Consider the following 25,701-nt stretch of genomic DNA (forward strand, 5'->3'; position numbering starts at 1 on the left):
CATGCGTGTCGCCACTGTGCAGCCGTTCACCGTCCCCGCGGATCCTTCCGCGAACATCGCCGAACACGCGAGGCTGATCCGGATCGCGGAGGCCGATCTCTGCGTCTTCCCCGAACTTTCCCTGACCGGCTTGGAATTCGAGGCGCTCGCCGCCGATCCGGCGCTCTGGCTGTCCTCGGAGGATCCCCGCCTCGAACCGCTCCGGGAAGCTTGCCGGGCCAGTGGTGTCCATGCCGTCATCGGCCTTCCGCTCGTGGAGGACGGACGACGGCTCATCGGCTCGATCGTCCTCGGGCCGGCCGGGGAAACCGTTGCCACCTATGCGAAACGGAACCTGCACAACAGCGAGGAAGAGCTGTTCGAACCGGGCACGCGGCAGGTGATCGCCGAGGTCGGTGGCAGGCGTCTCGGCCTCGCGATCTGTCTCGACGCGGCGAATCCGGATCATGCGCGGGAGCTCGCCGAGGCGGGTGCCGAGGTCTACGTCCTCAGCGCGCTCTTCAGTGCCGGCCAGGAACAGCGGCTGCTCGACCAGGTGGGCGTCGCGGCCGGATACGGGATGTGGGTGGTGCTTTCCCAGTATTCCGGCAAGACCGGCGGGATGGTCGCGTTCGGCGGCAGCGGGGTCTGGAAACCCGGAGGCGCCGCCGAGGTACGCCTCGGCGGCGAGGTCTCCGAATGGGCCTACGCGACGATCGTTTCCTGAACCTTCCGGGTGCGAAGGAACACCGTCGCGGAGAAGACGGCGAGAGCGAGCAGTCCGGCGCTCAACGCGTACGCCGTCCGGTAGCCGCTGGTGAGGGCTTCGGGAATCGCGGTGCCCTCGGCCAGGAGCGAGCCGGTGCGGGACGCGGCGGCGGTCGCGAGTACGGCGGTCCCCATGGCCGCGCCGATCTGCTGCGTGGTGTTGATCAGTCCCGAAGCGACCCCGGCGTCGGCGGGGGCGACGCCGGACATCGCCTGCCCCATCAGTGCCGGCATCGCCGCGCCGAACCCGATGCCCATCAGGACGAGCGCGGGCAGAACGTCCGTCGCGTAGTCACCGTCCGCCTCGACGGTGGCGAGGAAGCCGAGCGCCAGCGTGACCAGGGAAAGCCCGGTGACAAGTACCGCTCGTGCCCCGAAGCGGTGGTTCAGCCGTTCGGCGAAGACCAGCGACATCACCGCGATCGCCAGCGGTGCGGGCAGGAAGGCGAACCCGGTGCTCAACGCGTCGAGTTCGAGCACTCGCTGCAGATAGAGCGCGGTGATGAACTGGAAGCCGAACAGCCCGGCGACCATCAGCACCATCACGGCGTTCGCCCCGGACACCGCGCGGAGCCGGAAGATCCGCAGCGGCAGCAGCGGCTGACGGGCCTTCGCCTGCCGGAGCACGAAGCCGGCGAGAAGAAGCAGCGACACCGCGAGCAGCCCGAGCGTGCGGGCGTCGGCCCAGGTGTACTCCTCGGCCTTGACGATCGTGTAGACCAGCAGCATCAGCCCGCCGGTGACCAGCCCGGCGCCGGTGGCGTCGGTGCCGCCGCGCAGGCCGGGGCCCCGGTCGTCGGCGAGCAGGCGGACGGCCAGTGCCAGCGCGATCGCGCCGATCGGCAGGTTGACGAAGAACGTCCAGTGCCAGTCGAGCAGTTGCGTGAGCGTTCCGCCCGCGATGAGCCCGATCGACGAGCCCGCGGCCTGGGTGAAGCTGTAGACGCCGATGGCCTTCGCCCGTGCCCGGGGTTCCGGGTAGAGCGTGGTGATCATGCCGAGCACGACGGCCGACGCCAGCGCGCCGCCCGCGCCCTGCAGGAAGCGGAACACGATGAGCTGCGCCTGGTCCTGCGCGATTCCGCAGAGCAGCGAGGCGAGTGTGAACAGGCCGAGCCCGGCAAGGAAGACGCGTTTCCGCCCGATCAGGTCGCCCAGCCTGCCGGACAACAGGAGCAGCCCGGCGAAGGCGATCAGGTAGGCGTTGACCACCCAGGCCAGGGTGGACGGCGTGAAGCCGAGGTCGTTCTGGATCGCGGGCAGCGCGACGGCGACGATCGAGCCGTCGAGGACGACCATCAGCGAGACGGCGCAAAGGACGGCGAGGGTGAGAGCGCGCATGGTGATCCTTCGAGATTCCCCAGGTGATGCCTTGGTGCACCACTTGTAACAGCGCCCATCTTGTGTGACTCTGTTCCTCGCCGGAAGGAGGCACTTTCATGTCCCAGGGGAACACCGATGTGACCGCGCAGGCCAGGCTGGTCGATCCGGAAAAACTCGAGGTGTGCACCGTGCTCGAGGTGATCAACCGGATCAGCGGCAAGTGGGCGATCGGCATCCTGTTGGAGGCCACGCGTGGTCCGGTGCGGTTCACCGAACTCGAACGCTCGGTGGAGGGGATCAGCAGGCGGATGCTCACGCTGACATTGCGGAACCTCGAACGCGACGGCCTGCTCGTGCGCACGGTGTACCCGACGGTGCCGCCGAAGGTGGAGTACGAGGCCACGCCGATGGCGAAGGAACTTTATGCGTCGCTGAGCGGTTTGCTGAGCTGGGCCGAGCGCCACCGCGACTCGATCGCCGCGTCCCGCGTCGTCTACGACGAGAAGGTCAGCGCCTGACGTCCGCCGCGTGCACGGCGCGTTGGACGTGCGAGCACAGCATGGCGAAGTACATCTTGTGGAACGGCAGATCCGTGCCGTTCTTCGCGGACCAGCTTTCCCACAGCCCGTCCGGCCGCAGATAGCGTGACGTGTACGCGGTCGTGAGGTCGGCGTCGATGTGGTGCAGGGCCGCGAGCGCCCATTCCTGGTCGTAGCGCAGGTCCGGCTGCGCGAGGTAGTGGTCCAGATAGGACACGAGGATCTCGGCGTCGGCGATCGTGCCGAACCGGGCGAGCGCGAAACAGTAGCCCTGCCCGGCGAAGACCAGGCCGCTTTCCAGGAACAGTTCCCGGATGCGGCCTCGCCACGCGGTGCGGCGGTCGACGCCGACGAGCCACGCCGCGGTGATCCGTGGCCGCCAGTCCGCCGCGAGCAGCTCTTCGAGTTCGTCGTCGGTGATGCTCCGCGCGTCCTCGACGAGGTCGCGCAGGAAGGCCTCGCGTTCGGGGTCGCTCATCATCCCGGCGAAGTTGCCGTGCAGCAGCTTCGAGTACCGCGAGACCACGTAACGGTCGATGGCGTCCGGCATGCCGGTGAGTTTCCCAGAAAAGAAGGAACCGCGGTGCGAGGACGGGGGACCCTCGCACCGCGGTTCCGGTTCACCGCCGGGCGCTACGCGTGCGCCACGGTCTTTTCCCTGTCGCCTTCGGGATCCTGCGATGTGTCGGGATGGTCGTCGATCAGGGTGGCTTCGTCGAACGGCGCCTGGCCGCTGAAGACCCGGTTGGCCTGGTCGCGGTCGAATTCCTTGGTCCAGGTGCCGACCAGGACGGTCGCGACGGCATTGCCGGCGAAGTTGGTCAGCGCGCGGGCCTCGGACATGAACCGGTCGATGCCGAGGATGAAGCCGACGCCGTCGACCAGTTCCGGCCGGTGCGACTGGAGGCCGCCGGCGAGGGTGGCGATCCCGGCGCCGCTGACGCCCGCCGCACCCTTCGACGCGATGATCATGAACAGCAGCAACGAGATCTGTTCGCCGACGCCCAGCGGCTGGTCCTGCGCGCTGGCGATGAACAGCGTCGCCATCGTCAGGTAGATGGCCGTGCCGTCGAGGTTGAACGAGTAGCCGGTGGGCACGGTGATGCCGACGACCGGTTTGGAGACCCCGAGGTGCTCCATCTTCGCGATCAGGCGGGGCAGCGCCGATTCGGACGACGAGGTCGACAGGATCAGCAGGAACTCGCGGCCCAGGTAGCGCAGCAGGGTGAAGATGTTGATCCGCGCGCCGAGCCACAGGACCGAGCCGAGCACGCCGAACACGAACACCAGGCAGGTCAGGTAGAAGCCGATCATGATGACGGCGAGGCTGCGCAGCGCGCCCCAGCCGGTTTCGCCGACCACCGCGGCGATCGCGCCGAACGCGCCGACCGGGGCGGCCCACATGATCATGGCGAGGATCCGGAACACCAGCCGCTGGATGTGCTCGATGCCGCGGCGGATCGGCTCACCCTTGGTGCCCAGCTTCTGCACGGCGAATCCGGCGAGCAGCGCGACCAGGAGTGTCTGCAGCACCTGGCCTTCGGTGAACGCGGAACCGAAGCTGGTGGGGATGATGCCCATCAGGAAGTCGACGGTGCCTTCGCCGCCTTCGGCCTGCTTGTGCGCCTTCGCGGCGGCGGCGGGGTCGAGGTGCAGGCCCTCGCCCGGGTGCAGGAGGTTGCCGACGACGAGACCGATCGCGAGCGCGAAGGTCGACATCATCAGGAAGTAGCCGAGCGACAGCAGCCCGACCTTGCCGACCTTCGCGGCCTTCGCCACCGATCCGATACCGAGGACGATGGTGCAGAAGATGATGGGGGAGATCATCATCTTGATCAGGTTGACGAAACCCGTGCCGAGCGGCTTGAGTTCCTTGGCCAGATCCGGCGCGGCGAACCCGACGATGACGCCGAGGACCACCGCCGCGATCACGGCCAGGTACAGGTAGTGCATCTTGTCGCGACGTCGTGGCGCCGCTTCCGGCGTTGTAGGCACCTTTGCCTCCAGCTCAGGGGGGTGTCCGTGGGATCGCCGGTCACTATCACCCGGACAGGTGAGCTGGGTCACGGTTGTGTTCATTGAGTTCGCGCGAGCGGTTTCCGGGGAATTCCGGCCGGGCGCGCCGAGCGGCCCCGCGAACGGTGTGCTGGTATGAGCGGGTGCCCTCGACGACGCGGATCCGGACCAGGCGCGGCAGTCTCGCCCGCCAGCTGCTGGTTCTCCAGCTCGTGGTGCTTTTCGTGCTTGTCGCGGCGGGGCTGACCTTCGCCTATCTCGATTCCGTCCGGGCCACCGAAGACCGGGCGGAGGACAAGGTGATCGCGGTCGCCGAAGCGGTGGCGGACGCGCCGGGGGTGCTGGCCGCACTGTCCACATCGGAGCCCACTGCCACGCTGCAGCCGTTCGCGCAGCGTGTCCGCGCGGACACGGAAGTGGATTTCGTGACCATCATGGACAAGAACGGGATCCGCTACACGCATCCGAATCCGGAGCTGATCGGGCAGCCGTTCATCGGCAACATCGGCGAGGCGCAACGCGGCGGAAGGGTGCTCGAGACCTACGCCGGCTCGCTCGGGCCGTCCGAACGTGTCGTGGTCCCGGTGCACGGTGCCGCCGGACAGGTCGTCGCGCTGGTGTCGGTCGGCATCACCGTCGAAGCGATCGACGCCGAACTGAGGGAACGGCTGTGGCCGCTGATCGGCGTCGCGGTGGCGGTGCTGGTGGTCGGCGGGATCGGCAGCTACCTGGTGAGTGCCCGGCTCCGGCGGCAGACCAGGGGGATCGCGCCCGAGGAACTGAGCAACCTGTTCGAGTACCACGAAGCCGTCCTTCATTCCGTGCGCGAGGGGCTGCTGCTCGTCGGCGGCGACGGGCGGGTGGTGCTGTGCAACGACGGAGCCCGCGCGCTGCTGGAGGTCACCGACGATCCGGTGGGCCGCGAACTGTCCGCATTGGACATTCCCGAGGATCTCGTCGAAGCGTTCACCTCGGGTGAGGAGCGCACCGACGAACTCCATCTCACCGAGGCCAGGGTGCTCGTCGTCAGCACGTCGCCGGTGCGCTCGCGCGGAAAGGCGATGGGCACCGTGGTGATCCTGCGCGACCACACGGAACTTCAGGCGCTGACCGGGGAACTGACTACCGTGCGCGGCCTGGCCGAGGCGCTGAAGTCGCAGGCGCACGAGGCGGCGAACCGGCTCCACACCGTCGTTTCGCTGGTCGAGATCGGCCGCCCCGAACAGGCCGTCGAGTTCGCGACCGAAGAACTCGCGCTGGCGCAGGAACTCACCGACCGCGTGGTCGGCGCGGTCGCCGAACCGGTGCTCGCGGCGTTGCTGCTGGGCAAGGCGGCGGAGGCGAGCGAGCGCGGTGTCGAGTTCACGATCACGCCGGACACCGTCATGGAGGACGCGGACACCGGTGTCCCGCCACGCGACCTGGTGACCATCCTCGGCAACCTGATCGACAACGGCATCGACGCGGCGGCGGGGAACGCCGGCGACGGTGGACGGCCCGGCGTCGAAGTCACCGTGCGGTCCGACCCCGAGGGCCTGTGGCTGCGGGTCGCCGACACCGGCCCCGGCGTGGACGACGTCGAGGACGTGTTCCGGCGCGGCTGGTCCACCAAACCCGAGGACGGGCACGGGCTCGGCTTGGCACTGGTGGGTCAGGCGGTGCGGCGGCACAGTGGGACGATCGACGTCGGCCGTGCCGAGGGCGCGGTGTTCACCGTTCGCCTGCCGCCGAAGGAGTCCGCGCGATGATCAAGGTGCTGGTCGTCGAGGACGAACCGGTGGCCGCCGACGCGCATCGGGTGTACGTCGAGCGGATGCCCGGCTTCACCGTGTCCGGTGTCGTCCACTCCGGCGGCGACGCCCTGCGGTTCTGCGAACGCGAACCGGTGGACCTGGTGCTGCTGGACTTCTATCTCCCGGACACGCACGGTCTCGCCGTCTGCCGGTCGCTGCGCGCGGCCGGGCTCCCGATCGACGTCATCGCGGTGACCTCGGCGCGGGATCTGGCGCTGGTGAAGGCCGCCGTGTCGGTCGGCGTGGTGCAGTACCTGCTGAAACCGTTCACTTTCGCCTCCCTGCGGGAGAAACTCGAGCGCTACGCCGAGTTCCACGGCGCTTCGGGTGAGGTCACCGGACAGGCCGAGATCGATCGCGCGCTCGGCACCCTGCACACCACCGAGCGGCAGGTCCTGCCGAAGGGGATGAGCGCGCAGACCCTGGAGTCGATCACCGAGGTCCTCGCCTCGGCCGCGGACGGCCTCTCCGCCGGGGCGGCCGCGACCGCGATCGGCGCCTCCCGCGTCACCGCGCGCCGATACCTCGAATACCTCGCCGACAACGGCCTCGCCCAGCGCGAACCCCGCTACGGCCAGGTCGGCCGCCCCGAAGTCTGGTACAAACCGAAAACCGTATAACGACCTATACCGCGACCCGCGGGCTACCTTGGGATCGTGAAGATCGGCGAACTCGCGCGGAAGACCGGGGTCAGCGTCCGCGCGCTGCGCTATTACGAGGAAGAGGGCTTGATCAGCCCCGGCCGCGAAGGCAACGGCTATCGCGATTTCCGCGAAGGCTCGGTCGAGGCCGTCCTGCAGATCCGCGGGATGCTCGACGCCGGACTGCCGGTGCGGCTGATCCGCGAAGTCCTGCCGTACCTCGACGGACCGGAGGAGGTCCGGCCGAAGGAGCCGTGCGAGTACATGATCGGCGAGGTCGCGCGGCAGCGGGAAGTGCTCGATCGACGGATCGCGCTCATGACCCGCAATCGCGAGGCCCTCGACGCGTACCTCCGCGACTTGACCCTCACGCAAATGTGAGGGTTTTAGCGTGCGGACATGACTTCGATGCGCGCGCTGCGACAGAACTCCTCGAACGGTCCCGAAGATCTCCACTTGATCACCGACGCACCCGTTCCGGTGCCGGGACCAGGTGAAATCCTGCTGAAGGTCACCGCCGCCGGGGTCAACTTCGCCGACGTCATGCAGACGCGGGGCACGTACGAGGGCGGCCCGGCAGCCCCGTACGTCGCCGGGTTCGAGGCGGCAGGCGAGGTCGTGGCTCTGGGGGAAGGGGTGACCACGCCCGCGGTCGGGGACCACGTCGTCGGGACCGGCGGCGGGGCTTTCGCCGAGTACATGGTCATGTCCGCGGCCGGCGCGGTACCAGTGCCCGGCGGCTGGTCGGACGAGCAGGCGATCGGGCTGATCCTGAACTGGGTCACGGCGCTCGCCGCGCTCAAGCCGCTGGGCAGGCTGGCCGCCGGTGAGACCGTGCTGGTGCAGGCGGCGGCGGGCGGGGTCGGCCAGGCCGCGGTCCGGCTGGCCAAGCACTACGGGGCGACCGTCATCGGCGCCGCGTCGCCGGGCAAGCACGACTCTGTGCGGGCGCTGGGCGCCGACCGGGTGATCGCTTACGGCGAAGAGACGGGCGACGTGGACCTCGTGCTCGAATCGGTGGGCGGCGCGGCTTTCTCCGCCAGTCTGGCGGCGGCCAAACGGGTCACCGGACGCGTCGTGGTCTACGGCGTCGCCGGGGGAGAGGTCGCGATCACCAACCGGGACTTGAACTTCCGGCATCAGATCCACGTGATCGGGCTGCATCTCGGCGTCCTGATCGAGCACGCGCCCGCGATCTTCGCGGAGCTGATGGACGAACTGCGTGCCCTGATCGCGGCCTGGGTCTGCGTGCCAGGGACGCCGGCGGTGTACGACCTCGCGGACGGGCCGAAGGCGCTCGCGGAACTCGAAGCGCGGGCGACGTCGGGAAAGCTGGTGCTCCGGCCTTGAGCCCGGCATAGTCGTATGCGAACACGTGCATGTCAATAGGGCGAAAGTGTTGGTAAATCACCAGCTGCCGGAAGCGACGAAAGTTGGTGCCGGGCCCCGGCCGGGACTTCTAAATTCACGAACCATTCCGTTGTCCTGACAAGGAGTGGGTCCATGGCAAGGAAGTTCTTCGTCTCCGCGTCCGTGAGCTTGGCGCTGCTGGCCGTCCCGGTCACCGCGGGCCAGGCCACGGCGGCGGTCCAGCCTGCTCAGCAGACCGCGGCGGCGACCACGGTCTACTACGACGCCTCCGGGGCGCCCAGCTTCCGCGCCGCCATCCAGGCGGGCGTGGCGAACTGGAACAACTCGGTGTCCAACGTGAAGCTGCAGGAGAGCTCGTCGGGCGCCACCCTGCGCTACACCGAGGGCAACGACCCCTCGGGTTCGTACGCCGAGACCGACGGCCACGGCCGCGGCACGATCTTCATCGACTACACGCAGGCGCGGGAGTACGACCAGACGCGGATCGCCGCGCACGAGACCGGCCACGCGCTCGGCCTGCCGGACAACTACCAGGGCCCGTGCTCCGAGCTGATGTCCGGCGGTGGCCCCGGCCCGTCCTGCACCAACGCGAAGCCGAACGCCCAGGAGGTCTCGCGGGTGAACTCGCTGTGGGCCAACGGGCTCGTCGCGGCGGGTGTCATGCAGCGCATCTACAACTGACGCTTCGGGTCCCTCGTGCCATTCGGTGCCGGTGGGTGCCCGGCCCGGCCGCGGCCCTGGTGAGCATGTCGCGAAAGCCACTTTCGAGACGTCTGGTGTCCCGAAAGTGGCTTTCGCGACAGCGCCACGGAAAGCAGTTTCAGGACATCCCGCGGATGGCGCACAAGGGTCGTACAAAATCCCCGTCGCCTTTAGCATGATCCGATGCGNGCGAAAGCCACTTTCGAGACGTCTGGTGTCCCGAAAGTGGCTTTCGCGACAGCGCCACGGAAAGCAGTTTCAGGACATCCCGCGGATGGCGCACAAGGGTCGTACAAAATCCCCGTCGCCTTTAGCATGATCCGATGCGCCGGGCGTCGAGGATTCTCGTACCGGCGGCGCTGCTGTTCAGCGCCGTGGTGGCGAGCAGCGGGATCGCCTCCGCGCCGCCACCGCCGGTGGCTCCCGTCGCCGGGCTGAACGAACTCTGGAACGACTACGGCGATCAGGGCGGCCACTGGACCGGCGGGGATCGCACGGTGTCGGTCCCGCTTCCCGACGGCCGCACCGCGTGGCTGTTCTCGGACACGTTCCTCGGCACGGTGAATCCCGACCACAGCCGCCCCCGGGACAGCCCGATCGCCCGCAACACCCTGGTCGTCCAGCGTCCGGACGGCACGCTGGGGGAGACGCTGCACGGCGGCACCCCGGACGAGCCGGAGGCGCTGATCGGGCTCGCGGGTTCCGGCGAGCACTACTGGGTCGGTGACGGAGTCGTCCAAGGCGACGTCCTGCGGGTGCTCTACAACCGTTACCGGACGACGGGTCCGGGCGGCCTGGACTTCCGGGGCACCGGGACGTCGCTGGCCACCTTCCGGCTGCCCGCGCTGACGCCGTCCGAGCTGCTGGTGATCCCGGTGAGCGAGAAGGTCGCGTGGGGATCGGAGCTGCTCGAAGACGGCGGCCACACCTACATCTACGGTGCCGAACAAGGCCATCTGAGGCTCGCCAGGGTGCCCGGCGGAGGACTTCGCGGACCGTGGCGGTTCTGGACCGGCGCCGGTTGGTCGCCCCACGAGGAGGACTCGGTCCGGATGCTGTCCGGGGTCGGGACGGCGTTTTCGGTGAACCGTGTCGGCGGCGAATACGTGCTGATCACCATGGACACCAGTCCCGGCTTCAGCCCCGTGATGCTCGCCTACACCGCGAGTTCGCCGACCGGCCCGTTCGGCCGTCCCGTCGTGCTCCACCGGGCGCCCGAAGCCAGTGACCGGCGCATCGTCTACGACGCGACGGCGCATCCGCAGTTGAGCCGTCCCGGGAAGCTCACGGTCTCGTACAACGTGAACAGCCTGGATCACGCCGACAACATCGCGGACGCGCGGATCTACCGGCCGCGGTTCGTCGAGGTCGCCTGGCCGCCTGCCCTACGCTTCATCGAGTGATCGAGATACTCGACGACCTCGACGTCCTCACCCGGCCGGATGTCGATCCGCGCGACCTGAGCCTCGCCGGCGCCCGCTACGGGTCGAAAGCCGCCGACACCGTCACCCGCGACAGCGTCATCGAGGTCACGCTCTCGCCGATCGTCCACCGCTCGATCGGCGGAAGCGGCCGGGCCACGGAGTACTACGGCGCGGACGGTGAGCCCCTCTCTCGTGAAGAGGTGGTCGAGAACGCCGTCGAAACCGAGGGAATCGTTCACTTTTCCGGCAAATTCAGCTACCGGATCGTCGGCGGAACGGTCTCCGGGTTCGCCTTCTACGGTGCCGAGCGTGGTCTTCTCGCGCACTTCGGGTATCTGCGGTCTCGTGACGAGTTCCTCGGCGTGTTCGGAACGCCCGATCTCGTCGAGGAGAGCTTCGATACCGGCGAGCTGATGGGATACCGCCATCGCTACCGGAACGCCGGGAAACAGGTCTTCTGGGACAGCTGGGACGATCGCGTGAGCTGGTTGAACATCGGCGACTTCGGCTTTCACTGATCATTCGAGCGCGCGGCCTCCCTGCCCTTCGATGGTCAGGGGGACCGGCGAGTCACCGGTGAGCTGGTTCAGCCGGCTCATGGTCCGGTCCAGCTGCTCCGCCAGCCGCGGAATCGTGCTCGACGGCAGGTACGCCTCCGCGCCGGCGTCGAGCAGGCGGCGCACCGGGCCCTCGTACTTGACGCCGAGCTCGGCGTCCTCGATCTCCGTGAGCACGATCCGGGCCTTCGGATACAGCGCGCGGAAATTGCCGATCAACTGCGGGCTGCCCGGCGGGACCAGCAGGACGTCGACGGTCGGGGGAGCCGAACGCAGGTCCAGCACGAGGTAGCCGGGGCCGAGCCGCTCGGACAGCGCATTCCGGGCCGTCGCCGACAGCTTCATGGCGGTGGCCACCACCGTGATGTCGTCGGAGTCCGCCGAACGCACAGGTTCTTCGCGGGCAGCGGCGGAAATCGTCCCGATGGTCTCGCCGTTCCGGGTGATGAGCACGTTCTCGCCGGGGCGGAGGGTGCCGATGAGCGCTACGAGTTCTTCAGGAAGCTGGGAGGCGTCGACCCACTGATCACTCATCACCCCATGATGGCCCCCTTCCCGGCGCGAGGCGCAAGGACGGGGGCGATCACGCGTTCACCGCTGCCGCGGCCGCCCCGGGACTCCGGGCCGCGTCTGCCAGGGATGCGGCCCGTCGAGCGGCCGGTACTCGACGCCCAGCGCGTCCAGCCGGGGCAGGTGGTGGTCCCGCAAACGCGGCAGGAACTCGGCGTAGTCCCGCCCGTCCGGCTCGCTCCACGCCACCTCGGCGAAGGCGCACAGACGCGGGAACGCGACGTAATCCACCCGCCGCACGGTGTCGAGATGCTCAGACCACACCTGCGCCTGCGCGCCGAGAATCGACTTCCCCTCGGGGAAATCGGCGGGCACCGGCTCGTAGCCGTAGAAGCTCTCCAGCGTGCTCAGGTACCCGACCGGGATCGGTTCGTCCGGGTGATCGGACTGCCGGTGGTCCAGGTACACGTGCTCCTCGGGACACATGACGACGTCGTGCCCGGCGGCCGCCGCGCGGGCGCCGGCCGCTTCGCTCTGCCACGAGCCGATGACCATCGGCGGTAGGTCGCCCGCTTCGAGTACTTCGTCCCAGCCGAGCGGACGACGCCCCCGATCGACCAGGTGTTGCGCGATCTCGCGGACGAATCGGCCGTGCTCTTCGGTCGCACCAGGGACCTCGTCACCGCCGAGCGCGATGACCTCGGACGGGAAGATCTCCAGCACGTGGTCGAAGACGCGTTTGAAGAAGTCCACAGTGGACTGATCGGTGTTCAGCAGTGACGTGCTGATGCCCCAGCTCGTCCACACCTCCCACGGCTCGTCGGTTTCCGGGCCGAGCTCGGGGTACGCGGTGATCGCGGCCCGTGCGTGCCCGGGGATGTCGACCTCCGGGACCACCGTCACCGAACGCGCGGCGGCGTAAGCGACGATCTCGCGGAGATCGTCGGCCGAGTAGAACCCGCCGTGCGGCCGCCCGTCCCGCTCCGGACCGTCGTGCCGTCCGACCATGGACGACTTCCGCCAGCCGCCGACCTCGGTCAGCCTGGGGAACTCGGGGATCTCGATCCGCCAGCCCTGGTCGTCGGTCAGGTGCAGGTTGAGCACGTTGAGCTTGTGCACGGCGATCAGGTCGATGAACCGCAGCACCTCGGCCTTGGTTCGGAAGTGCCTTGCCACGTCCAGCAGACAGCCTCGCCAGCCGAACCGCGGGTGGTCCGTGACGACGCCGCACGGGATCGTCTGCTGTCCACTGTGGATCGGAGCGGCCCGGAACGCGTCCGGCCCGATCAGCTGCCGGAGTGTCTGGCGACCGTAGAACTCGCCCGCCGCGTCGGCCGCGTGCAGTGTCACACCGGACGGATCGATCTCCAGCCGGTAACCCTCGGCGGGCAGGAGGTCGTCGCGGCGCACGTCCACTTCGGACGGTACTGGGCATTGTCCCGGCAAGGGTTCCACCGAGACGGGACGGGGGAGCAACGTTTCGAAGCCAGGCATGTCAACCCTTCACCGCGCCGCCCATGACGGACACGAGTCGTCGTTGCACGAGAATGAAGAACACCAGCACCGGGATGGTCATCAGCGTCGAACCCGCCATCACCGCGCCCCAGTCGGTGTCCTCCGGTTTAAAGAACACCAGGATCGCCAGCGGGAGCGTCTGGTTCTCGGTGTTGGAGATGATGAACGTCTTCGCGAACAGGAAGTCGTTCCAGGCGTGGATGAACGCCAGCACGCTGATCGCCACCAGACCGGGCGCCACCAGCGGGAAGAGGATCTGCCAGGTGAACCGCATACGGCTCGCCCCGTCGATCTTCGAGGCCTCTTCCAGCTCCTGCGGTACCGCGGCGACGAAACCGCGCAGCATCCAGATCGCGAACGGCAGGCTGAACGCCAGGTGCACCAGGATCAGCGAGCCGAGGTGGTTGGTGCCGAACGCCGGCGCGACGTCGCCGACCGACCGCATCAGGAAGAACAGCGGGATTGTCAGCGCCTCGACCGGCACCATCTGCGCCACCAGCACCATCACCAGCAGCACGGTCCGGCCCTTGAAGTTGAACCGTGTCAGCGCGACCGCCGAAAGGAACGAGAGCAGCAGCGACAACGCCACCACCACGACGGCGACGATCACGCTGTTCAGGAAGAACATCGCGAAGCCTTCGCCGCTCAGCACGCGTTCGAAGTGTTCGAGCGTCGGCGTGAGCGTCCAGGGCCGGGGGTTCTCCGCCTGGATCTGCCCGGTGGGTTTGAAGGCCGACAGCACCATCCAGTACACCGGGAAGGCGACCATCCCCGCGATCACCACGCAGATGATCTCGGCGATCAGCCTCCCGGGTTTGTGGACCCGGCGGCCCGCGGTCACACCCATCCCGCGCTCCGGCGTTGCGACCGGACGTACAGCCCGGTGATGGACAGCAGCAGCAAGGTCATCACGACTCCGAGCGCCGCGCCGAGACCGTATTCCTGTCCGGCGAAGGCCTGTTGATAGGCGAAGACGTTGAGCACGAGGTTGCGCCCGGCCACGCCGCCGCCGTTGGTCATCACGTAGATCTGCGTGAAGATCTTGAAGTCCCAGATGATCGACTGGATGGTGGCGATGGTCAGCAGCGGCCGCACCATCGGCAGCGTGATCGACCACGTGGTGCGCCAGGTCGACGCGCCGTCGAGGTACGCGGCCTCGACGACCTCCTCCGGCACTCCCTTGAGCCCCGCGTACATCGTCACCATGACGAACGGGAACGAGCACCAGATGACCTCCGCGGCCACCAGCCCGAACGTGCTGTAGGTGTCGAAGGTCCAGGAGTGGTTCGCCATCCCGGTGAAGCCGATGCCCGAAAGCACCTCGTTGACCAGGCCGAAGTCCGCGTCGAACAGGAACAGCCAGACGTACGAGCCCGCCATCGCCGGCGTCGCCCACGCGGCGAGCGCCGCCAGGAACAGCGGGACGCGCGCCCACGCGCGGACCCGGGTCGCCAGTACGGCGAGCCCCGTCCCGAGCGCGAGGCTGCCGACGACACAGACCGCGGTGAACCCGAGGGTCTTGGCCAGCACCTCCCAGAATTGCAGGTTCTCCAGCAGTTCGACGTAGTTGCCGAAGCCGAGGAACACCAGCGGGGCGTTGCCGACCGCCTGCGGCTGGCCGTAGTCGTAGAACGAGATCAGGACGAGCTGGTAGATCGGGTACACCAGCATCGCCAGCAGCAGGATGCCGCCGGGGGCCAGGTAGAGCAGGGCGGCCCGCCCGTCCCGGCGACGGCGGGGCGACCGCCGTGCCGGGACGGCCGGAGCCGTGGTGCGGGGGATCTCCTTCGTGACCACTTAGCCGAACGCCTTGTTCATCTCGGCGGCGGCCGCGGTCAGCGCGGCCGCGGGATCCTTGCCGCCGGTCGCGATCTGCTGGATCGCGGTGGGCAGGACGTTCTGCGCGTCGATCTTCGACCACGCCGCGGTGGCGGGGACGAACTTCGTGCCCGCGGTGAGCGTGTCGACGAACGGCTTGACCGACGGGTCGCTCGCGGCGAGCTTCTGCTGGACGCTGCCGAGGGTGGGCAGGTTGCCCATGGCGACGTACATCTTCTCCTGGTACTTCGCGCCACCGAGGAGCTGGGTGAACTCGACCGCGAGGCTCTTGCGCTTGGTCGCGTTGAACACGCCGAGCAGGTTGCCGCCCGCGAACGCCGGGGCGATCTTGCCCGCCTCGGTGCCCGGGATCGGGATGATCGCGTACTTGCCCTTCACCTGGCCCGCCTCGACGGCCTTGCGGTTGAAGTCACCACCGATGGACATCCCGGCCTTGCCGCCGGCGAACGCCGTGATGCTCTGCGTGCCGGTGAGGTTGGCGCACTGCTCGGGTGGGCAGATGTCCGCCTTCAGCAGGTTCGCGTACGCCGCGACGCCTGCCTTCGCCTGCTCGGAGTCCACAGTGGACTTCCACTTGTCGCCGTCCTGCTTGGCGATCTCGCCACCGTGCGCCCACAGGAACGGCAGCATCGCGTAGGTGTACTTGCCACCGACGGAAATGCCGTACAGCTCCGGCTTCTTGGCACGGATCGTCTTCGCGGTCTCGGTCAGCTCCGCCAGCGTCGTCGGCGGCTTCAGGCCGAGTTCGGCGAAGAGGTCCGTGCGGTAGTACAACGCGCGGATACCGGTGAACCACGGAAGCCCGTAGGTCTTGCCGCCGGACTTCGCGGTCTCCAGTACCGCGGGCAGGATGTCGGCCCCTTCCTTCCACGACGACAGGTCGCCGGTCAGGTCGGCCAGCGCGCCGGTGGCGGCGTAGCTGGACACGTCGGTGTTGCCGAACTCGGCGACGTCCGGCGCGCTCGCCGGATCGTTGAAGGCGCCGGAGAACTTGTCCGCGCGGCCCTCCACCGGAATCCACTGGACGTCGACCTCGACGCCCGAATGCGCCGCCTTGAACTCGGTGATCGCCTCCTTGACCGCCGCTTCCTTGGGCGCGCGGTTGGCCTCGTCGAACAGCCAGACCCGGATCGTGCCGGTCTTCTCGTCACCGCCGCTCGCGGCTGGGGTGTTCTGGGCCGGCGCGCAGCCTGCCACGAGGCCGACGGCCGCGAGGCCCGCGATGAGGACGCGAGTTCTCATGGGTTTTCTCCTTAGGCGAAAAAGACGGAATTGACCTGGGGGAGCGCCAGTTTCCCGGCGACGGCCCCTGGAAGACCGGTACCGGGATCGCGCGGCAGCCAGCTGAGGGTGCCGGACTTGTCGCTCGAGACGTAGAACCAGCGTTCGGTCGGGTCGAGGGTGAAGTGACGGGGGTACACGCCGCCCACGGGCGCGTTGTTCAGCAGTTTCAAGGACTTCCCGTCCTCACTGACGCCGAACGACGCGATCGTGTCGGAGCCGCGGACGGAGGCGTAGACGAACTTCCCGTCCTTGGACGTGGTGATCTCACCCGGGTACTGCGCGCCGGGTGTGCCCGCGGGAACGGCCGGGACGACCTGTCCGGCGGTGAGTTTCCCGGTGGCCGGGTTCCACGCCGCGACGGTCACCTCGGCACGCAGCTCGCCGAGGATGTACGCGTACTTGCCGTTCGGGTGGAACGCCAGGTGCCGAGGCCCGGCACCCGACGGGAGTTTCAGCTGTTGGTTCAGCTTGAGCTTTCCGGTGGCGACGTCGAGTTTGTAGACATAGACCGAATCCGCGCCGAGGTCGACGGCGAGTACCCACTTGCCGGTCGGATCGTTGACGACCTGGTGCGCGTGCGCCTGACGCTCGGCGCCCTTGTGCTGGGCCAGATCGACGACGTCGCCGAGTTTCCCGCCCGCGAGGATCGGGAGGACGACGACGCTGCCGCTGCTGTAGTTCGCGGCCAGCACGTACTTCTGGCTCGAATGGACGCTCAGATGGGTCGGGTGCTGGCCCTTGGCGGACTTCTTGTTGAGCAGCTTGGGTTTCGCCGGATCGGCCAGGCTGAACGAGGAGATCTGGCCGTTCTCGTCCTCGTTCGTCACGTAGAGCGTTTTGCGGTCGGCGCTGATGTCGAACCAGGAAGCGTTGCTGACTCCCGGGATCGTCCGGTCGACGACGAGCGCGTTGGTCGCCGCGTCCCGGTGAGCGACATCGAGTCCGTGTCCGGAACTGGTGTAGCTGCTGACGTAGATGGCCCCGGTTCCCTTCGGTCCGCAGGTCTGTTCGGAGGCGTTCGCGAGGTGGGAACCGAGAACGGTGGTGAGTCCAGCCGCTCCGACGGCGCCGAGGAAGGTGCGTCGATCCAGTCCGGTCATCGTGATCTCTCCCAGTCGTCAGGTGGTTTAAACCACTGCCATGAGCAATGCTGCCACGCCGAAACCGGAAACGGAAAGGACGGTTTCCAATACGGTCCAGGTTTTCAGGGTCTGCGGCACGGTCATGTTGAAGTACCGCGAGATGATCCAGAAACCGCCGTCGTTCACGTGCGAGGCGATGATCGAACCCGCCGAAATCGCGACGACCAGCAGGGCGAGCTGCATCTGCGAATAGCCCAGCGTCGCCACTGTCGGCGCGACGATTCCGCTCGTGGTCACGATCGCGACGGTCGCCGAACCCTGCGCGATCCGCATCCCGCAACTGATCACATACGCGGCCAGGATGACCGGGAGACCGGCGTTGTCCAGCGAACCCGCGACGGCCTTGCCGATACCCGTGGCGGACAGCACGGCGCCGAAGAACGCGCCCGCGCCGACCACCAGCAGGATCATCGCTACCGGGCGCAGCGACTTCGCCGAAAGCTCGCTCAGATCCTTGCCGGTGAGGCCGCGGCGCAGGCCGAGCAGCCAGGACGCGAGCAGGACCGAGATCGTCAGCGCGACCGCCGGGGTGCCGATGAACGCGGCGACGCCGGCGGGCGCCGAATTCTTCGGAAGCCAGATGCTGCCGAAGGTTCCGGCGAGGATCAGCACCAGCGGGACGGCGATGATCCCCAGCACCAGGCCGAGCGACGGCGGGTTCGTTTCCTTTTCGCCCTCTTCCTCGGCGACCAGGAATTCCGCGGGGACCTCCACGTCGACGCGTTTGCCGATCCAGGTCGAGTACGCGACGCCGCCGACGAGGAACGCCGGGATACCGCAGACCAGGCCCATCAGGATGATCCAGCCGAGTTCCACGTGCAGCAGACCGGCCGCGGCGACCGGGCCGGGATGCGGCGGGAGGAACGCGTGCGTGATCGAAAGCCCGGCGAGCAGCGGCAGCGCGTACAGCACGAGCGAACGGCCGCCCTGTTTGGCGGCCACGTAGACCAGCGGCGCCAGCACGAAGATGCCGATGTCGAAGAAGACCGGGATGCCGAAGACGAAACCCGCGAGACCCATCGCCAGCGGGGCCCGCTTCTCGCCGATGGCCCGCAGCAGCGCGCCGGTGAGCACCCTCGCTCCGCCGGAACGCTCCAAAATGGACCCGAGGATGGTGCCGAGCCCGATGATCGCGGCGATATGGCCGAGGATCCCGCCGAAACCCTTTTCCAGCAGGGAATCCGACGCCTTCTGTGCCGATCCGACGATCTGGCCGACCGGCAGGCCCGCGGCCAGCGCGGTCAGCAGGCCGACCACGATCAGCGCGATGAAGGGCTCGAGTTTGACTTTGATGATGAGGAACAACAACACCGCGATCGAGACGGCGGCGAGGGTCAGGAGACCTCCCGTCGTGTGTTGGAGCCAGTCGATCATCGGGCACTCCCGGGGTTCCGCAGTGAATGGCCGGCGAGGGCGCCGGTCGGTTGACCATCGTCGATGGCGGCGACACCGTTGACGAAGACATAGGGGATACCGGCGGCCTGCTGCCGCGGCTCGTCGAACGTGGCGGTGTCGGCGACGGTTTCCGGGTCGAACAGCACGAGGTCCGCCGCGTATCCGGCGCGGACGAGACCCCGGTCGGTCAGCCGCAGGCGCTGTGCCGCGCGGCCGGTGAGGTGGGCGACGCATTCGGCGAGGTCGAGGACGCCGAGTTCGCGGACGTAACGCGCGAGGTAGCGCGGGAACGTGCCCCAGGCGCGGGGATGCGGCCGCGCCCCGACGAGCAGCCCGTCGCTGCCGCCGGTGTGCGTGCGGTGCCGCATGATCGCCTGGACGTTCTCCTCGTGCCCGACGTGCATCAGGCAGGACGTGCCGAGTTTTTCCGAGAGCAGGACGTCGAAGTACAGCTCCGCGGCCGGTTTCCCGGCACGCTGCGCCGAAGCGGCGACCGAATGCCCGACGAGGTGGGCGTTCTCGTCCCGGCGGACACCGTTGATCTCGATGGCGTCCCAGTCGATCGGCACGCCGTGCGCGCCGTCGGAGCCGGTCTCCTCGATCTCGGCGCGGATCCGCTCGCGGGTGTCCACATCGGACAACCGGGCGAGCGTGGCGTCGAGGCCGCCTTCGGTGGCCCAGCTCGGCAGCAGCGCGGAAAGGTAGGTGGCGCCGGGAAGATAGGGATAGGTGTCCAGAGTGATGTCGCAGCCGTCGTCGAGCGCCCGGTCGAGCAGCTCCAGCAGATCCTGCGCCTTGCCCTTGTTCACCGAGAAGTTCATGGTGGCGTGCGCGAGGTGCAGCGGGCAGCCCGAGCGGCGGGAGACGTCGACCATCTCGCCGAACGCCTCGAGCGCGCCCTTGCCGTAGCTGCGGTGGTGCGGGCTGTAGAAGCCACCGCGCTCGCCGACGACCCGGCAGAGCTCGACGAGCTCCTCGGTGGTCGCGTACATGCCCGGTGTGTAGGTGAGCCCGGACGACATGCCCATCGCGCCCTCGGCCAGCCCGGTCGCGATGAGTTCCTTCATCGCGTTCATCTCGGCTTCGGTCGCGGGCCGGTCTTCCCAGCCGACGGTGAGCATGCGGACGGTGCCCTGCGGCACCAGATAGGCCGCGTTGACCGCGACCCCCGTGTCCAGCCGGTCGAGGTATTCGCCGACCGAGCGCCAGTTCCAGTCGAAACCGGCCGGATCGTCGTTCCACCCGGCGAGCTGCTGGCGCAGCGCGGCGAGGACCTCGTCGTTCACGGGCGCGTAGGAGAGCCCGTCCTGCCCGAGCACCTCGGTTGTGACGCCCTGGGAGAGCTTCGCGAGGTGATCCGGATTGGCGAGCAGCTGAAGATCGGAATGCGAATGCATGTCGATGAACCCGGGCGCGAGCACGAGCCCTTCGGCGTCGATGGTGCGGCGGCCCGCGAGCGAGCCGGGTTCGGCGACACTGGCGACGCGGCCGTCGGTGATGCCCACGTCGTGCCTGGTGAGCGGATCCCCGGTGCCGTCGGCGACCAGTGCGGAGCGGACAACGATGTCCATGGCGATTCTTCCTCTGCGGCGGTGGAGGACGGATCAGAAATGGGTGCGGACGAAATCGAGCACGGTCTCGCCGTCGGGGCCGACGACCGGGATCAGGGGCCATTTGTCGAAAACGGTGCATGGATGCGACAGGCCGAGGGCGACCCAGTCGCCGACCTCGACGGGCGACGACGCGGGCAGCGTGAGAAAGGCGTGCTGGTCGTTCATCTTCTGGATGGAATGACCTTCGAGCGCGGACGGTGGTCCGTCGCCCTTGCGGATCAGGCGCGGCTCGGGCATGCCCTCGTCGAACGAGGCGTCCCGTTTGCCGATGGTGAGCAGCGCGAGTTCGTTCGTCGGCTTCGACGTCACCTGAGCCCAGGCGCGCAGCGCGGACCGGAACGAGGCGACGCCCCCGATGCGCGGGTGTTCGCCCAGCGGCGAGATCACCCGGTAGAAGCCGTCGTCGTGGGTCACGTAGGCGCCGCTGCGCAGGATCGGCAGGACGTCCAGGCCGCCCCAGTCCTTGGTGAGTTCGTCGGCGACGCGGTCGAAGTACGCGCTGCCGCCGCCGGTGACGATGATCTGGCCGGCGTCGTCGAGCAGGCCCTTGGCGTGGAAGGCGAAGACGAGCTCCCGCAGACCGTCCACATAGGAACTGATCAGCTGGAGCGACTTCTCGTCGGTGTGGTGGGAAAGCGCGCCTTCGTAGCCGCCGGACCCGCGCAGCCGCAGAGCGGGGCTCGCGTGCGCGGCCTCGGCGACGGCGAGCGCGGTCTCCGTGTCGCGGACACCGGTGCGGCCGCCCTCGGCGCCGAGTTCGACCAGCACGTCCACCTTGCGGCGGGCACCGCGCAGGGCTTCGGTCATCAGCTCGACGCCGCGGACCGAGTCGACCCAGCAGACGAACTCGAAGTCGTCGTCGGCGTCCAGCTCGGCGGCGAGCCACTTCAGCCCGGACGGATCGAGCAGCTGGTTCGCCAGCAGGATGCGGGAGACCCCGAACGCGCGGTAGATCCGCAGGTGGCCGGCGTTCGCGCAGGTGATGCCCCACGAGCCGTGCCGCAGCTGCCGCTCGAACAGCTGCGGCGCCATCGTCGTCTTGCCGTGCGGGGCCAGCGCGACCCCGCGTTCGGCGCACCAGGCCGCCATCGTGCGGAGGTTGTGTTCGACGGCCTCTTCGTCGAGAACGACGAACGGGCCGAGGAAGCCGTCGTCGAACAGCTTCGCGCCGCGGGCGGCGGCCTCGCCGATCGTGAGACCGGACAGCGAGGGCGCGACCGAGCGGAAGCGCCAGTCGACGCGCTCCTCCCGGACGGCCGCGACCGCGGCGGAATCGATGGTGCCGGCTTCGAACATGAGGTTCACCTCGGTTGCGTATGTTGCAACGGACGTTGCGCATATTGCGTGGGATAGGTGTAGCATCCGGTCCGCTGGAGGTCAACGGCGTGACGACTAGGAGACGCGAAGGTGACAAGCGCGCCCCACGTTCTGTGCATCGGGGAGTCGATGGCTTTGTTCGTGCCGGCCGAATCCGGGCCGCCCGACGAGGTACGCAAGTGGGTGCGTAGCATCGGCGGGGCCGAATCGAACGTCGCCTGCCATCTCCCCGCGCTGGGTTTCACCAGCGCCTGGGTGAGCGCCGTCGGCGACGATCCGTTCGGCCGCGCGCTGGTGCGCGAGATCGGCGCGGCGGGGGTGGACGTCAGCGCGGTCGTCGTCGATCCGACGCGCCCGACCGGGCTCTACATCAAGGAGAGCGGAGCGGACGGCAGCCCCGTGCGCTACTACCGCAAGGGCTCCGCCGCGTCCGGAATGGACGCCGGGCTCCTGGGGAAACTCGAACTCGACGGGGTGCGCGTCATCCATCTGTCCGGGATCACGCCCGCACTGTCGGACGGCTGCCTCGACCTGGTGCGGGCGCTGATGGAACGACCGCGGGGCGACACGCTGGTGTCGTTCGACGTGAATTTCCGGCCCGCGCTGTGGACCGGACGCGACCCGTCGGTGCTGGCCGGGCTGGCCGCCCGCGCCGACATCGTGCTGGCGGGCGAGGACGAGGCCGAGCGCGTGTGGGGGACCGGTGACCCGGCACGGCTGCGCGCCGCCGTGCCCGGACCGAAGACACTGGTCGTCAAGCACGGGGCACGCGGGGTCACGCTGATCGAAGGCGACGAAGCACCGCTGTTCTCGCCCGCGCTCCAGGTCGACGTCGTGGAGCCGGTCGGCGCCGGTGACGCGTTCGCGGCCGGTTTCCTCGCCGCGACCCTGCGCGGCGACGACCCCGCGACCCGGCTGCGGCGCGGTCATCTGCAGGCCGCGGCCACCCTGCTGACCCACGACGACGTGGGGCAGCCGCTGCCCGCGTCCGTCGTCGAAACACTCCTCGGGGCGGATGAGGCAGCATGGGCGGCGGCCAAGCTGACGGACAAGGGATTGGTGGGCGGATGAGCCAGAGCCTGGACAGGGCGCTCACGCTGCTGAGCGGGCTCGCCCGCGAGCCGAAGACGCTGGACCAGCTCGCCGAGGAGATCGGCGTGCACAAGTCGACCGTGCTGCGGCTGCTGCGCACCCTGGAGGCGCACCACTTCGTGCGCCGGGAGGGCCAGCGGTACTACCGGCTGGGCAGCGCGCTCTTCGATCTCGCGCAGCAGGCACTGGAGGATCGCGACGTCCGCCGCACCGCGCAGTCCGCGCTCGCCGGCCTCAACGCGCGTACCGGGCACACCGTGCACCTCGCGTCCTATGAGGACGGAGAGGTGGTCTACATCGACAAGTTCGAGGGCAGGCATTCGGTGCGGATGTACTCCCGCATCGGCAAACGCGCGCCGCTGCACTGCACCGCCGTCGGCAAGGTGCTCGTCGCGGCCATGACGCCGGAGAAGCAGGCGGACGTGGTGTCGAGGATCGACTTCTTCGTCCGCACCCCGAACACGATCACCACGCCCGAGGCCTACGAGAAGGAACTCGCGCTCGTCGCCGACCGCGGCTACGCGGTGGACAACGCCGAGCACGAGGACTTCATCCACTGCGTCGCCGCGCCCGTCCGCGGCCCGGGCGGCGTGGTGCTCGCCGCCGCGTCGGTGTCGGTGCCGAAGGTGCTGCTGGACTACGACGGCCTGATGGGGCTCGTGCCCGAGCTGCTGGCCGCCGCCGAGGAAGCTTCCGTCCACAGTGGATGGACGGGGAACCGAAAGGGGAAGTTGGAATGAGCAAGACCGCGATCAGCACGGAGAACGCGCCGAAGCCGGTGGCCGCGTTCTCGCAGGCGGTCCGCAAGGGCAACATCCTGCAGGTGGCCGGCCAGGTCGCCTTCGACCCGGCCACCGGCGCCATCGTCGGCGAGACCGTCGGTGAGCAGACCGAGCAGACCTTCAAGAACATCGAGGCGGTGCTCGAGGCCGCCGGTTCGAGCCTGGCCGACGCGATGATGGTGCGCGTGTACCTGACCGACGTCGACCACTTCGGCGCGTTCAACGAGGTCTACAACAAGCTGATCGGCGAGGCCCCGCACCCGGCCCGCACCACCGTGTACGTCGGCCTGCCCGCCGGGCTTCTGGTGGAGATCGACGTCCTGGCCGTCACGGACTGACCCGGCGCCTCGTGAGTGGTAAGGACGGTTGGAACCGTCCTTACCACTCACGAGGGCTAGAGGACGCTCGTGTACCCGTTCAGCGCGGGCTGCCCGCCCAGGTGCGCGAAGAGCACGTTCGAGTCCCGCGAGATCTCACCGCGCGCCACGAGGTCGATCAGTCCCGCCATGGACTTGCCCTCGTACACCGGGTCGGTGAGCACTCCCTCCAGTCGCGCCAGCGTCCGGATCGCGTCCAGAGTGGACTCGTCCGGGATGCCGTAGATCCCGGCGTGGTAGCGCTCGTCCAGTTCGACCTCGCCGATCTCGCCGGCACCGATCAGTTCGGCGGTCGCGCGGGCGATGCGGGTGATCTGATCGCGGGTCTCGGCCGGTTTCGCCGAGCCGTCGATGCCGAGGATCCGGCGCGGCTTACCGGAAAGCGCGGCCCCGGCGACCATCCCGGCCTGCGTGCTGCCGGTCACCGAGCAGACGATCACCGTGTCGAAGAAGACGCCGAGTTCCGCCTCCTGCGCTTGGAGCTCGACCATCCAGTTCGCGAAGCCGAGCCCGCCGAGACGGTGGTCCGAGCCGCCCGCCGGGATCGCGTACGGCTTCCCGCCGCCGGCCTCGATCTCCTTGACGGCGTTCTCCCAGCTCTCCTTGAAGCCGACGCCGAACCCGGCCTCGACCATCCGGATGTCCGCGCCGAGGATGCGCGAAAGCTGGATGTTGCCGACCTTGTCGTACATCGGGTCGTTCCAGTCGACCCAGCTCTCCTGCACCAGCACGGCCTTGAGCCCGGCCCGCGCGGCGGCCGCGGCGACCTGGCGGGTGTGGTTCGACTGCACGCCGCCGATCGAGATCAGCGTGTCCGCGCCCTGAGCCAGCGCGTCGGCGACCAGGTATTCGAGCTTGCGGGTCTTGTTGCCGCCGAACGCGATCCCGGAGTTGACGTCCTCGCGTTTCGCCCAGACCTTCGCGCCGCCGAGATGAGCGGTGAGCCGCTCCAGCGGATGGATGGGGGAGGGGCCGAACAGCAGCGGGTAGCGGGGGAAATCGGCGAGGGTCATGGAGTCTCCAGGAGGTCTTCGAGCTCGGTCCAGATCGTGGCGGTGATCGCGCAGGCCGCGTCGACGTCGCCCGCTTCGATGGCGTCGGCCAGCTCCGCGTGGCGCTGTACCGATCGGTGGGCGGGCAGGGAGCCGAAGCGGGCGTATTCGAGGCGTCGCAGCAGGGGCGTGTAGCGGGCCAGCGTCGCGGCGATCGCCCGGTTGCGCGCGGCGGCCACCGGGACGTCGTGGAGTTCGTCGTCGGCGGCGATCGCGGCCGCGATGTCCCCGGCGGCGATCGCGTCGGCGAACCGGGCGTTGGCCGCGCGCATCGCGGCGACCTCGGCCGGGCCCATCCGCGGGGCACCCGCCCGGACGGCGAACTCGTGCAGCGCGCGGACCAGCTGCAAGGCGTCGCGGACGTCGTCGGGAACGAACCCGGCCACGCGCGTGTAGCTCTGTGGCTTCGACTCGACGAGGCCGTCCTCGACGAGCCGCAGCAGCGCCTGGCGTACCGGCGCCCGGGAAAGCCCCAGCTGATCGGCGAGTTCGCCGTCGCGCAGGTTCGTGCCCGGCGGCAGCGTCCCGTCGATGATCGCCCGCCGGATGCTCTCGTAGGCCTCGTCCCTGAGGAGAGACCTAGATACCTTCGCTAACCCACTCACATCTGAAATGTTAGTTGAAGTCGAAGCGGAAGTACATGAAGGCCCCTTCCTGTACTCAGGCGCAA

The 25,701-nt window shown here is 68.7% G+C and carries 26 protein-coding genes; 12 read left to right on the forward strand and 14 right to left on the reverse strand.

Annotated features, from left to right (window positions below):
* Window position 1 precedes the first annotated feature (1 nt).
* Window positions 2-706: a carbon-nitrogen hydrolase family protein gene (locus ACXIZN_RS07255; protein WP_457953200.1), complete on the forward strand. Its 705-nt coding sequence runs from the start codon at window positions 2-4 to the stop codon at window positions 704-706.
* Here ACXIZN_RS07255 and ACXIZN_RS07260 read toward each other — a convergent pair.
* Window positions 685-2,088, reverse strand: a complete 1,404-nt coding sequence (locus ACXIZN_RS07260; protein ID WP_457953201.1) for an MFS transporter — start codon at window positions 2,086-2,088, stop codon at window positions 685-687. The genes ACXIZN_RS07255 and ACXIZN_RS07260 overlap by 22 nt on opposite strands.
* A 98-nt stretch (window positions 2,089-2,186) precedes the next feature.
* Here ACXIZN_RS07260 and ACXIZN_RS07265 point away from each other — a divergent pair, with 98 nt between their 5' ends.
* Entirely contained in the window at window positions 2,187-2,588 is a 402-nt protein-coding gene (locus ACXIZN_RS07265) for a winged helix-turn-helix transcriptional regulator (protein WP_126734071.1), read from the forward strand.
* Here ACXIZN_RS07265 and ACXIZN_RS07270 read toward each other — a convergent pair.
* Window positions 2,578-3,159: a DUF6000 family protein gene (locus tag ACXIZN_RS07270; protein WP_457953202.1), complete on the reverse strand. Its 582-nt coding sequence runs from the start codon at window positions 3,157-3,159 to the stop codon at window positions 2,578-2,580. The genes ACXIZN_RS07265 and ACXIZN_RS07270 overlap by 11 nt on opposite strands.
* 83 nt (window positions 3,160-3,242) lie before the next feature.
* Complete coding sequence (locus ACXIZN_RS07275) at window positions 3,243-4,562, reverse strand: cation:dicarboxylate symporter family transporter (protein WP_457960470.1); 1,320 nt, start codon at window positions 4,560-4,562, stop codon at window positions 3,243-3,245.
* Window positions 4,563-4,768: 206 nt separating this feature from the next.
* Here ACXIZN_RS07275 and ACXIZN_RS07280 point away from each other — a divergent pair, with 206 nt between their 5' ends.
* From ACXIZN_RS07280 to ACXIZN_RS07310, 7 genes are all read left to right on the forward strand, one after another.
* The gene (locus tag ACXIZN_RS07280; RefSeq protein WP_457953203.1) at window positions 4,769-6,373 is read left to right on the forward strand and encodes an ATP-binding protein; all 1,605 of its coding nucleotides are present in this window, start codon (window positions 4,769-4,771) and stop codon (window positions 6,371-6,373) included.
* Window positions 6,370-7,038, forward strand: coding sequence for a response regulator (locus ACXIZN_RS07285; protein ID WP_457953204.1), 669 nt, complete (start codon window positions 6,370-6,372; stop codon window positions 7,036-7,038). The genes ACXIZN_RS07280 and ACXIZN_RS07285 overlap by 4 nt, the downstream gene beginning before the upstream one ends.
* 36 nt (window positions 7,039-7,074) lie before the next feature.
* Window positions 7,075-7,440, forward strand: coding sequence for a MerR family transcriptional regulator (locus ACXIZN_RS07290; RefSeq protein WP_457953205.1), 366 nt, complete (start codon window positions 7,075-7,077; stop codon window positions 7,438-7,440).
* 18 nt (window positions 7,441-7,458) lie between these two features.
* On the forward strand, window positions 7,459-8,409 hold the full coding sequence (locus tag ACXIZN_RS07295; RefSeq protein WP_457953206.1) for an alcohol dehydrogenase catalytic domain-containing protein: 951 nt from the start codon (window positions 7,459-7,461) through the stop codon (window positions 8,407-8,409).
* A 153-nt stretch (window positions 8,410-8,562) separates the two neighbouring features.
* Window positions 8,563-9,111, forward strand: coding sequence for a snapalysin family zinc-dependent metalloprotease (locus ACXIZN_RS07300; protein ID WP_126734066.1), 549 nt, complete (start codon window positions 8,563-8,565; stop codon window positions 9,109-9,111).
* 344 nt (window positions 9,112-9,455) lie between these two features.
* On the forward strand, window positions 9,456-10,535 hold the full coding sequence (locus ACXIZN_RS07305; RefSeq protein WP_457953207.1) for a DUF5005 domain-containing protein: 1,080 nt from the start codon (window positions 9,456-9,458) through the stop codon (window positions 10,533-10,535).
* Window positions 10,532-11,074 carry a hypothetical protein gene (locus ACXIZN_RS07310; RefSeq protein WP_457953208.1) on the forward strand — a complete coding sequence of 181 codons (543 nt, stop codon included), beginning with the start codon at window positions 10,532-10,534 and terminating at the stop codon, window positions 11,072-11,074. The genes ACXIZN_RS07305 and ACXIZN_RS07310 overlap by 4 nt, the downstream gene beginning before the upstream one ends.
* Here ACXIZN_RS07310 and ACXIZN_RS07315 read toward each other — a convergent pair whose 3' ends face one another.
* Genes ACXIZN_RS07315 through ACXIZN_RS07355 form a run of 9 tightly spaced genes read right to left on the reverse strand, consistent with a single transcriptional unit; the run spans window position 11,075 to window position 21,707 of the window.
* Window positions 11,075-11,647 (reverse strand): hypothetical protein, encoded by a 573-nt coding sequence (locus tag ACXIZN_RS07315; protein WP_457953209.1) that lies wholly within the window; start codon window positions 11,645-11,647, stop codon window positions 11,075-11,077.
* A gap of 57 nt (window positions 11,648-11,704) precedes the next feature.
* The gene (locus tag ACXIZN_RS07320; protein ID WP_457953210.1) at window positions 11,705-13,117 is read right to left on the reverse strand and encodes a beta-N-acetylhexosaminidase; all 1,413 of its coding nucleotides are present in this window, start codon (window positions 13,115-13,117) and stop codon (window positions 11,705-11,707) included.
* 1 nt (window position 13,118) lies between these two features.
* Window positions 13,119-13,985: a carbohydrate ABC transporter permease gene (locus tag ACXIZN_RS07325; protein ID WP_126734061.1), complete on the reverse strand. Its 867-nt coding sequence runs from the start codon at window positions 13,983-13,985 to the stop codon at window positions 13,119-13,121.
* Entirely contained in the window at window positions 13,976-14,935 is a 960-nt protein-coding gene (locus ACXIZN_RS07330; RefSeq protein ID WP_034321570.1) for a carbohydrate ABC transporter permease, read from the reverse strand. The genes ACXIZN_RS07325 and ACXIZN_RS07330 overlap by 10 nt, the downstream gene beginning before the upstream one ends.
* Window positions 14,936-16,219 (reverse strand): extracellular solute-binding protein, encoded by a 1,284-nt coding sequence (locus ACXIZN_RS07335; RefSeq protein WP_457953211.1) that lies wholly within the window; start codon window positions 16,217-16,219, stop codon window positions 14,936-14,938.
* Between the two features lie 11 nt (window positions 16,220-16,230).
* Window positions 16,231-17,361: a lactonase family protein gene (locus ACXIZN_RS07340; protein WP_457953212.1), complete on the reverse strand. Its 1,131-nt coding sequence runs from the start codon at window positions 17,359-17,361 to the stop codon at window positions 16,231-16,233.
* A gap of 27 nt (window positions 17,362-17,388) precedes the next feature.
* Window positions 17,389-18,777, reverse strand: coding sequence for a GntP family permease (locus ACXIZN_RS07345; RefSeq protein ID WP_457953213.1), 1,389 nt, complete (start codon window positions 18,775-18,777; stop codon window positions 17,389-17,391).
* The gene (locus ACXIZN_RS07350) at window positions 18,774-20,369 is read right to left on the reverse strand and encodes an N-acyl-D-amino-acid deacylase family protein (protein WP_457953214.1); all 1,596 of its coding nucleotides are present in this window, start codon (window positions 20,367-20,369) and stop codon (window positions 18,774-18,776) included. Before ACXIZN_RS07350 ends, ACXIZN_RS07345 begins: the two co-directional genes overlap by 4 nt.
* Window positions 20,370-20,402: 33 nt before the next feature.
* Window positions 20,403-21,707: an amino acid deaminase gene (locus ACXIZN_RS07355; protein ID WP_457953215.1), complete on the reverse strand. Its 1,305-nt coding sequence runs from the start codon at window positions 21,705-21,707 to the stop codon at window positions 20,403-20,405.
* Window positions 21,708-21,857: 150 nt separating this feature from the next.
* Between ACXIZN_RS07355 and ACXIZN_RS07360 the strand changes: the two genes are divergently transcribed.
* The 3 genes from ACXIZN_RS07360 to ACXIZN_RS07370 are packed head-to-tail and all read left to right on the forward strand — an operon-like array spanning window position 21,858 to window position 23,940.
* Window positions 21,858-22,799 carry a sugar kinase gene (locus ACXIZN_RS07360; RefSeq protein ID WP_457953216.1) on the forward strand — a complete coding sequence of 314 codons (942 nt, stop codon included), beginning with the start codon at window positions 21,858-21,860 and terminating at the stop codon, window positions 22,797-22,799.
* The gene (locus ACXIZN_RS07365) at window positions 22,796-23,560 is read left to right on the forward strand and encodes an IclR family transcriptional regulator (RefSeq protein WP_192741661.1); all 765 of its coding nucleotides are present in this window, start codon (window positions 22,796-22,798) and stop codon (window positions 23,558-23,560) included. The genes ACXIZN_RS07360 and ACXIZN_RS07365 overlap by 4 nt, the downstream gene beginning before the upstream one ends.
* On the forward strand, window positions 23,557-23,940 hold the full coding sequence (locus ACXIZN_RS07370; protein ID WP_034321592.1) for a RidA family protein: 384 nt from the start codon (window positions 23,557-23,559) through the stop codon (window positions 23,938-23,940). The genes ACXIZN_RS07365 and ACXIZN_RS07370 overlap by 4 nt, the downstream gene beginning before the upstream one ends.
* Window positions 23,941-23,996: 56 nt before the next feature.
* On the opposite strand, the gene ACXIZN_RS07375 is transcribed toward ACXIZN_RS07370, so the two are convergent.
* Both ACXIZN_RS07375 and ACXIZN_RS07380 read right to left on the reverse strand, forming a co-directional pair.
* Complete coding sequence (locus ACXIZN_RS07375; RefSeq protein ID WP_457953217.1) at window positions 23,997-24,992, reverse strand: 1-aminocyclopropane-1-carboxylate deaminase; 996 nt, start codon at window positions 24,990-24,992, stop codon at window positions 23,997-23,999.
* Window positions 24,989-25,636: a GntR family transcriptional regulator gene (locus tag ACXIZN_RS07380; protein ID WP_457953218.1), complete on the reverse strand. Its 648-nt coding sequence runs from the start codon at window positions 25,634-25,636 to the stop codon at window positions 24,989-24,991. The genes ACXIZN_RS07375 and ACXIZN_RS07380 overlap by 4 nt, the downstream gene beginning before the upstream one ends.
* Window positions 25,637-25,701: the final 65 nt, after the last annotated feature.

The organism is Amycolatopsis sp. TRM77291 (assembly GCF_054166285.1).

Excerpts from the sequence above, each read along its gene's own strand:
- ACXIZN_RS07315 (WP_457953209.1), bottom strand. The coding sequence starts at position 11,647 with ATGAGTGATCAGTGGGTCGACGCCTCCCAGCTTCCTGAAGAACTCGTA.
- ACXIZN_RS07275 (WP_457960470.1), bottom strand. The coding sequence starts at position 4,562 with ATGCACTACCTGTACCTGGCCGTGATCGCGGCGGTGGTCCTCGGCGTC.
- ACXIZN_RS07350 (WP_457953214.1), bottom strand. The coding sequence starts at position 20,369 with ATGGACATCGTTGTCCGCTCCGCACTGGTCGCCGACGGCACCGGGGAT.
- ACXIZN_RS07360 (WP_457953216.1), top strand. The coding sequence starts at position 21,858 with ATGGCTTTGTTCGTGCCGGCCGAATCCGGGCCGCCCGACGAGGTACGC.
- ACXIZN_RS07300 (WP_126734066.1), top strand. The coding sequence starts at position 8,563 with ATGGCAAGGAAGTTCTTCGTCTCCGCGTCCGTGAGCTTGGCGCTGCTG.
- ACXIZN_RS07265 (WP_126734071.1), top strand. The coding sequence starts at position 2,187 with ATGTCCCAGGGGAACACCGATGTGACCGCGCAGGCCAGGCTGGTCGAT.
- ACXIZN_RS07270 (WP_457953202.1), bottom strand. The coding sequence starts at position 3,159 with ATGCCGGACGCCATCGACCGTTACGTGGTCTCGCGGTACTCGAAGCTG.
- ACXIZN_RS07285 (WP_457953204.1), top strand. The coding sequence starts at position 6,370 with ATGATCAAGGTGCTGGTCGTCGAGGACGAACCGGTGGCCGCCGACGCG.
- ACXIZN_RS07370 (WP_034321592.1), top strand. The coding sequence starts at position 23,557 with ATGAGCAAGACCGCGATCAGCACGGAGAACGCGCCGAAGCCGGTGGCC.
- ACXIZN_RS07255 (WP_457953200.1), top strand. The coding sequence starts at position 2 with ATGCGTGTCGCCACTGTGCAGCCGTTCACCGTCCCCGCGGATCCTTCC.
- ACXIZN_RS07345 (WP_457953213.1), bottom strand. The coding sequence starts at position 18,777 with ATGATCGACTGGCTCCAACACACGACGGGAGGTCTCCTGACCCTCGCC.
- ACXIZN_RS07335 (WP_457953211.1), bottom strand. The coding sequence starts at position 16,219 with ATGAGAACTCGCGTCCTCATCGCGGGCCTCGCGGCCGTCGGCCTCGTG.
- ACXIZN_RS07305 (WP_457953207.1), top strand. The coding sequence starts at position 9,456 with ATGCGCCGGGCGTCGAGGATTCTCGTACCGGCGGCGCTGCTGTTCAGC.
- ACXIZN_RS07320 (WP_457953210.1), bottom strand. The coding sequence starts at position 13,117 with ATGCCTGGCTTCGAAACGTTGCTCCCCCGTCCCGTCTCGGTGGAACCC.
- ACXIZN_RS07295 (WP_457953206.1), top strand. The coding sequence starts at position 7,459 with ATGACTTCGATGCGCGCGCTGCGACAGAACTCCTCGAACGGTCCCGAA.
- ACXIZN_RS07375 (WP_457953217.1), bottom strand. The coding sequence starts at position 24,992 with ATGACCCTCGCCGATTTCCCCCGCTACCCGCTGCTGTTCGGCCCCTCC.
- ACXIZN_RS07325 (WP_126734061.1), bottom strand. The coding sequence starts at position 13,985 with ATGGGTGTGACCGCGGGCCGCCGGGTCCACAAACCCGGGAGGCTGATC.
- ACXIZN_RS07260 (WP_457953201.1), bottom strand. The coding sequence starts at position 2,088 with ATGCGCGCTCTCACCCTCGCCGTCCTTTGCGCCGTCTCGCTGATGGTC.
- ACXIZN_RS07365 (WP_192741661.1), top strand. The coding sequence starts at position 22,796 with ATGAGCCAGAGCCTGGACAGGGCGCTCACGCTGCTGAGCGGGCTCGCC.
- ACXIZN_RS07355 (WP_457953215.1), bottom strand. The coding sequence starts at position 21,707 with ATGTTCGAAGCCGGCACCATCGATTCCGCCGCGGTCGCGGCCGTCCGG.
- ACXIZN_RS07340 (WP_457953212.1), bottom strand. The coding sequence starts at position 17,361 with ATGACCGGACTGGATCGACGCACCTTCCTCGGCGCCGTCGGAGCGGCT.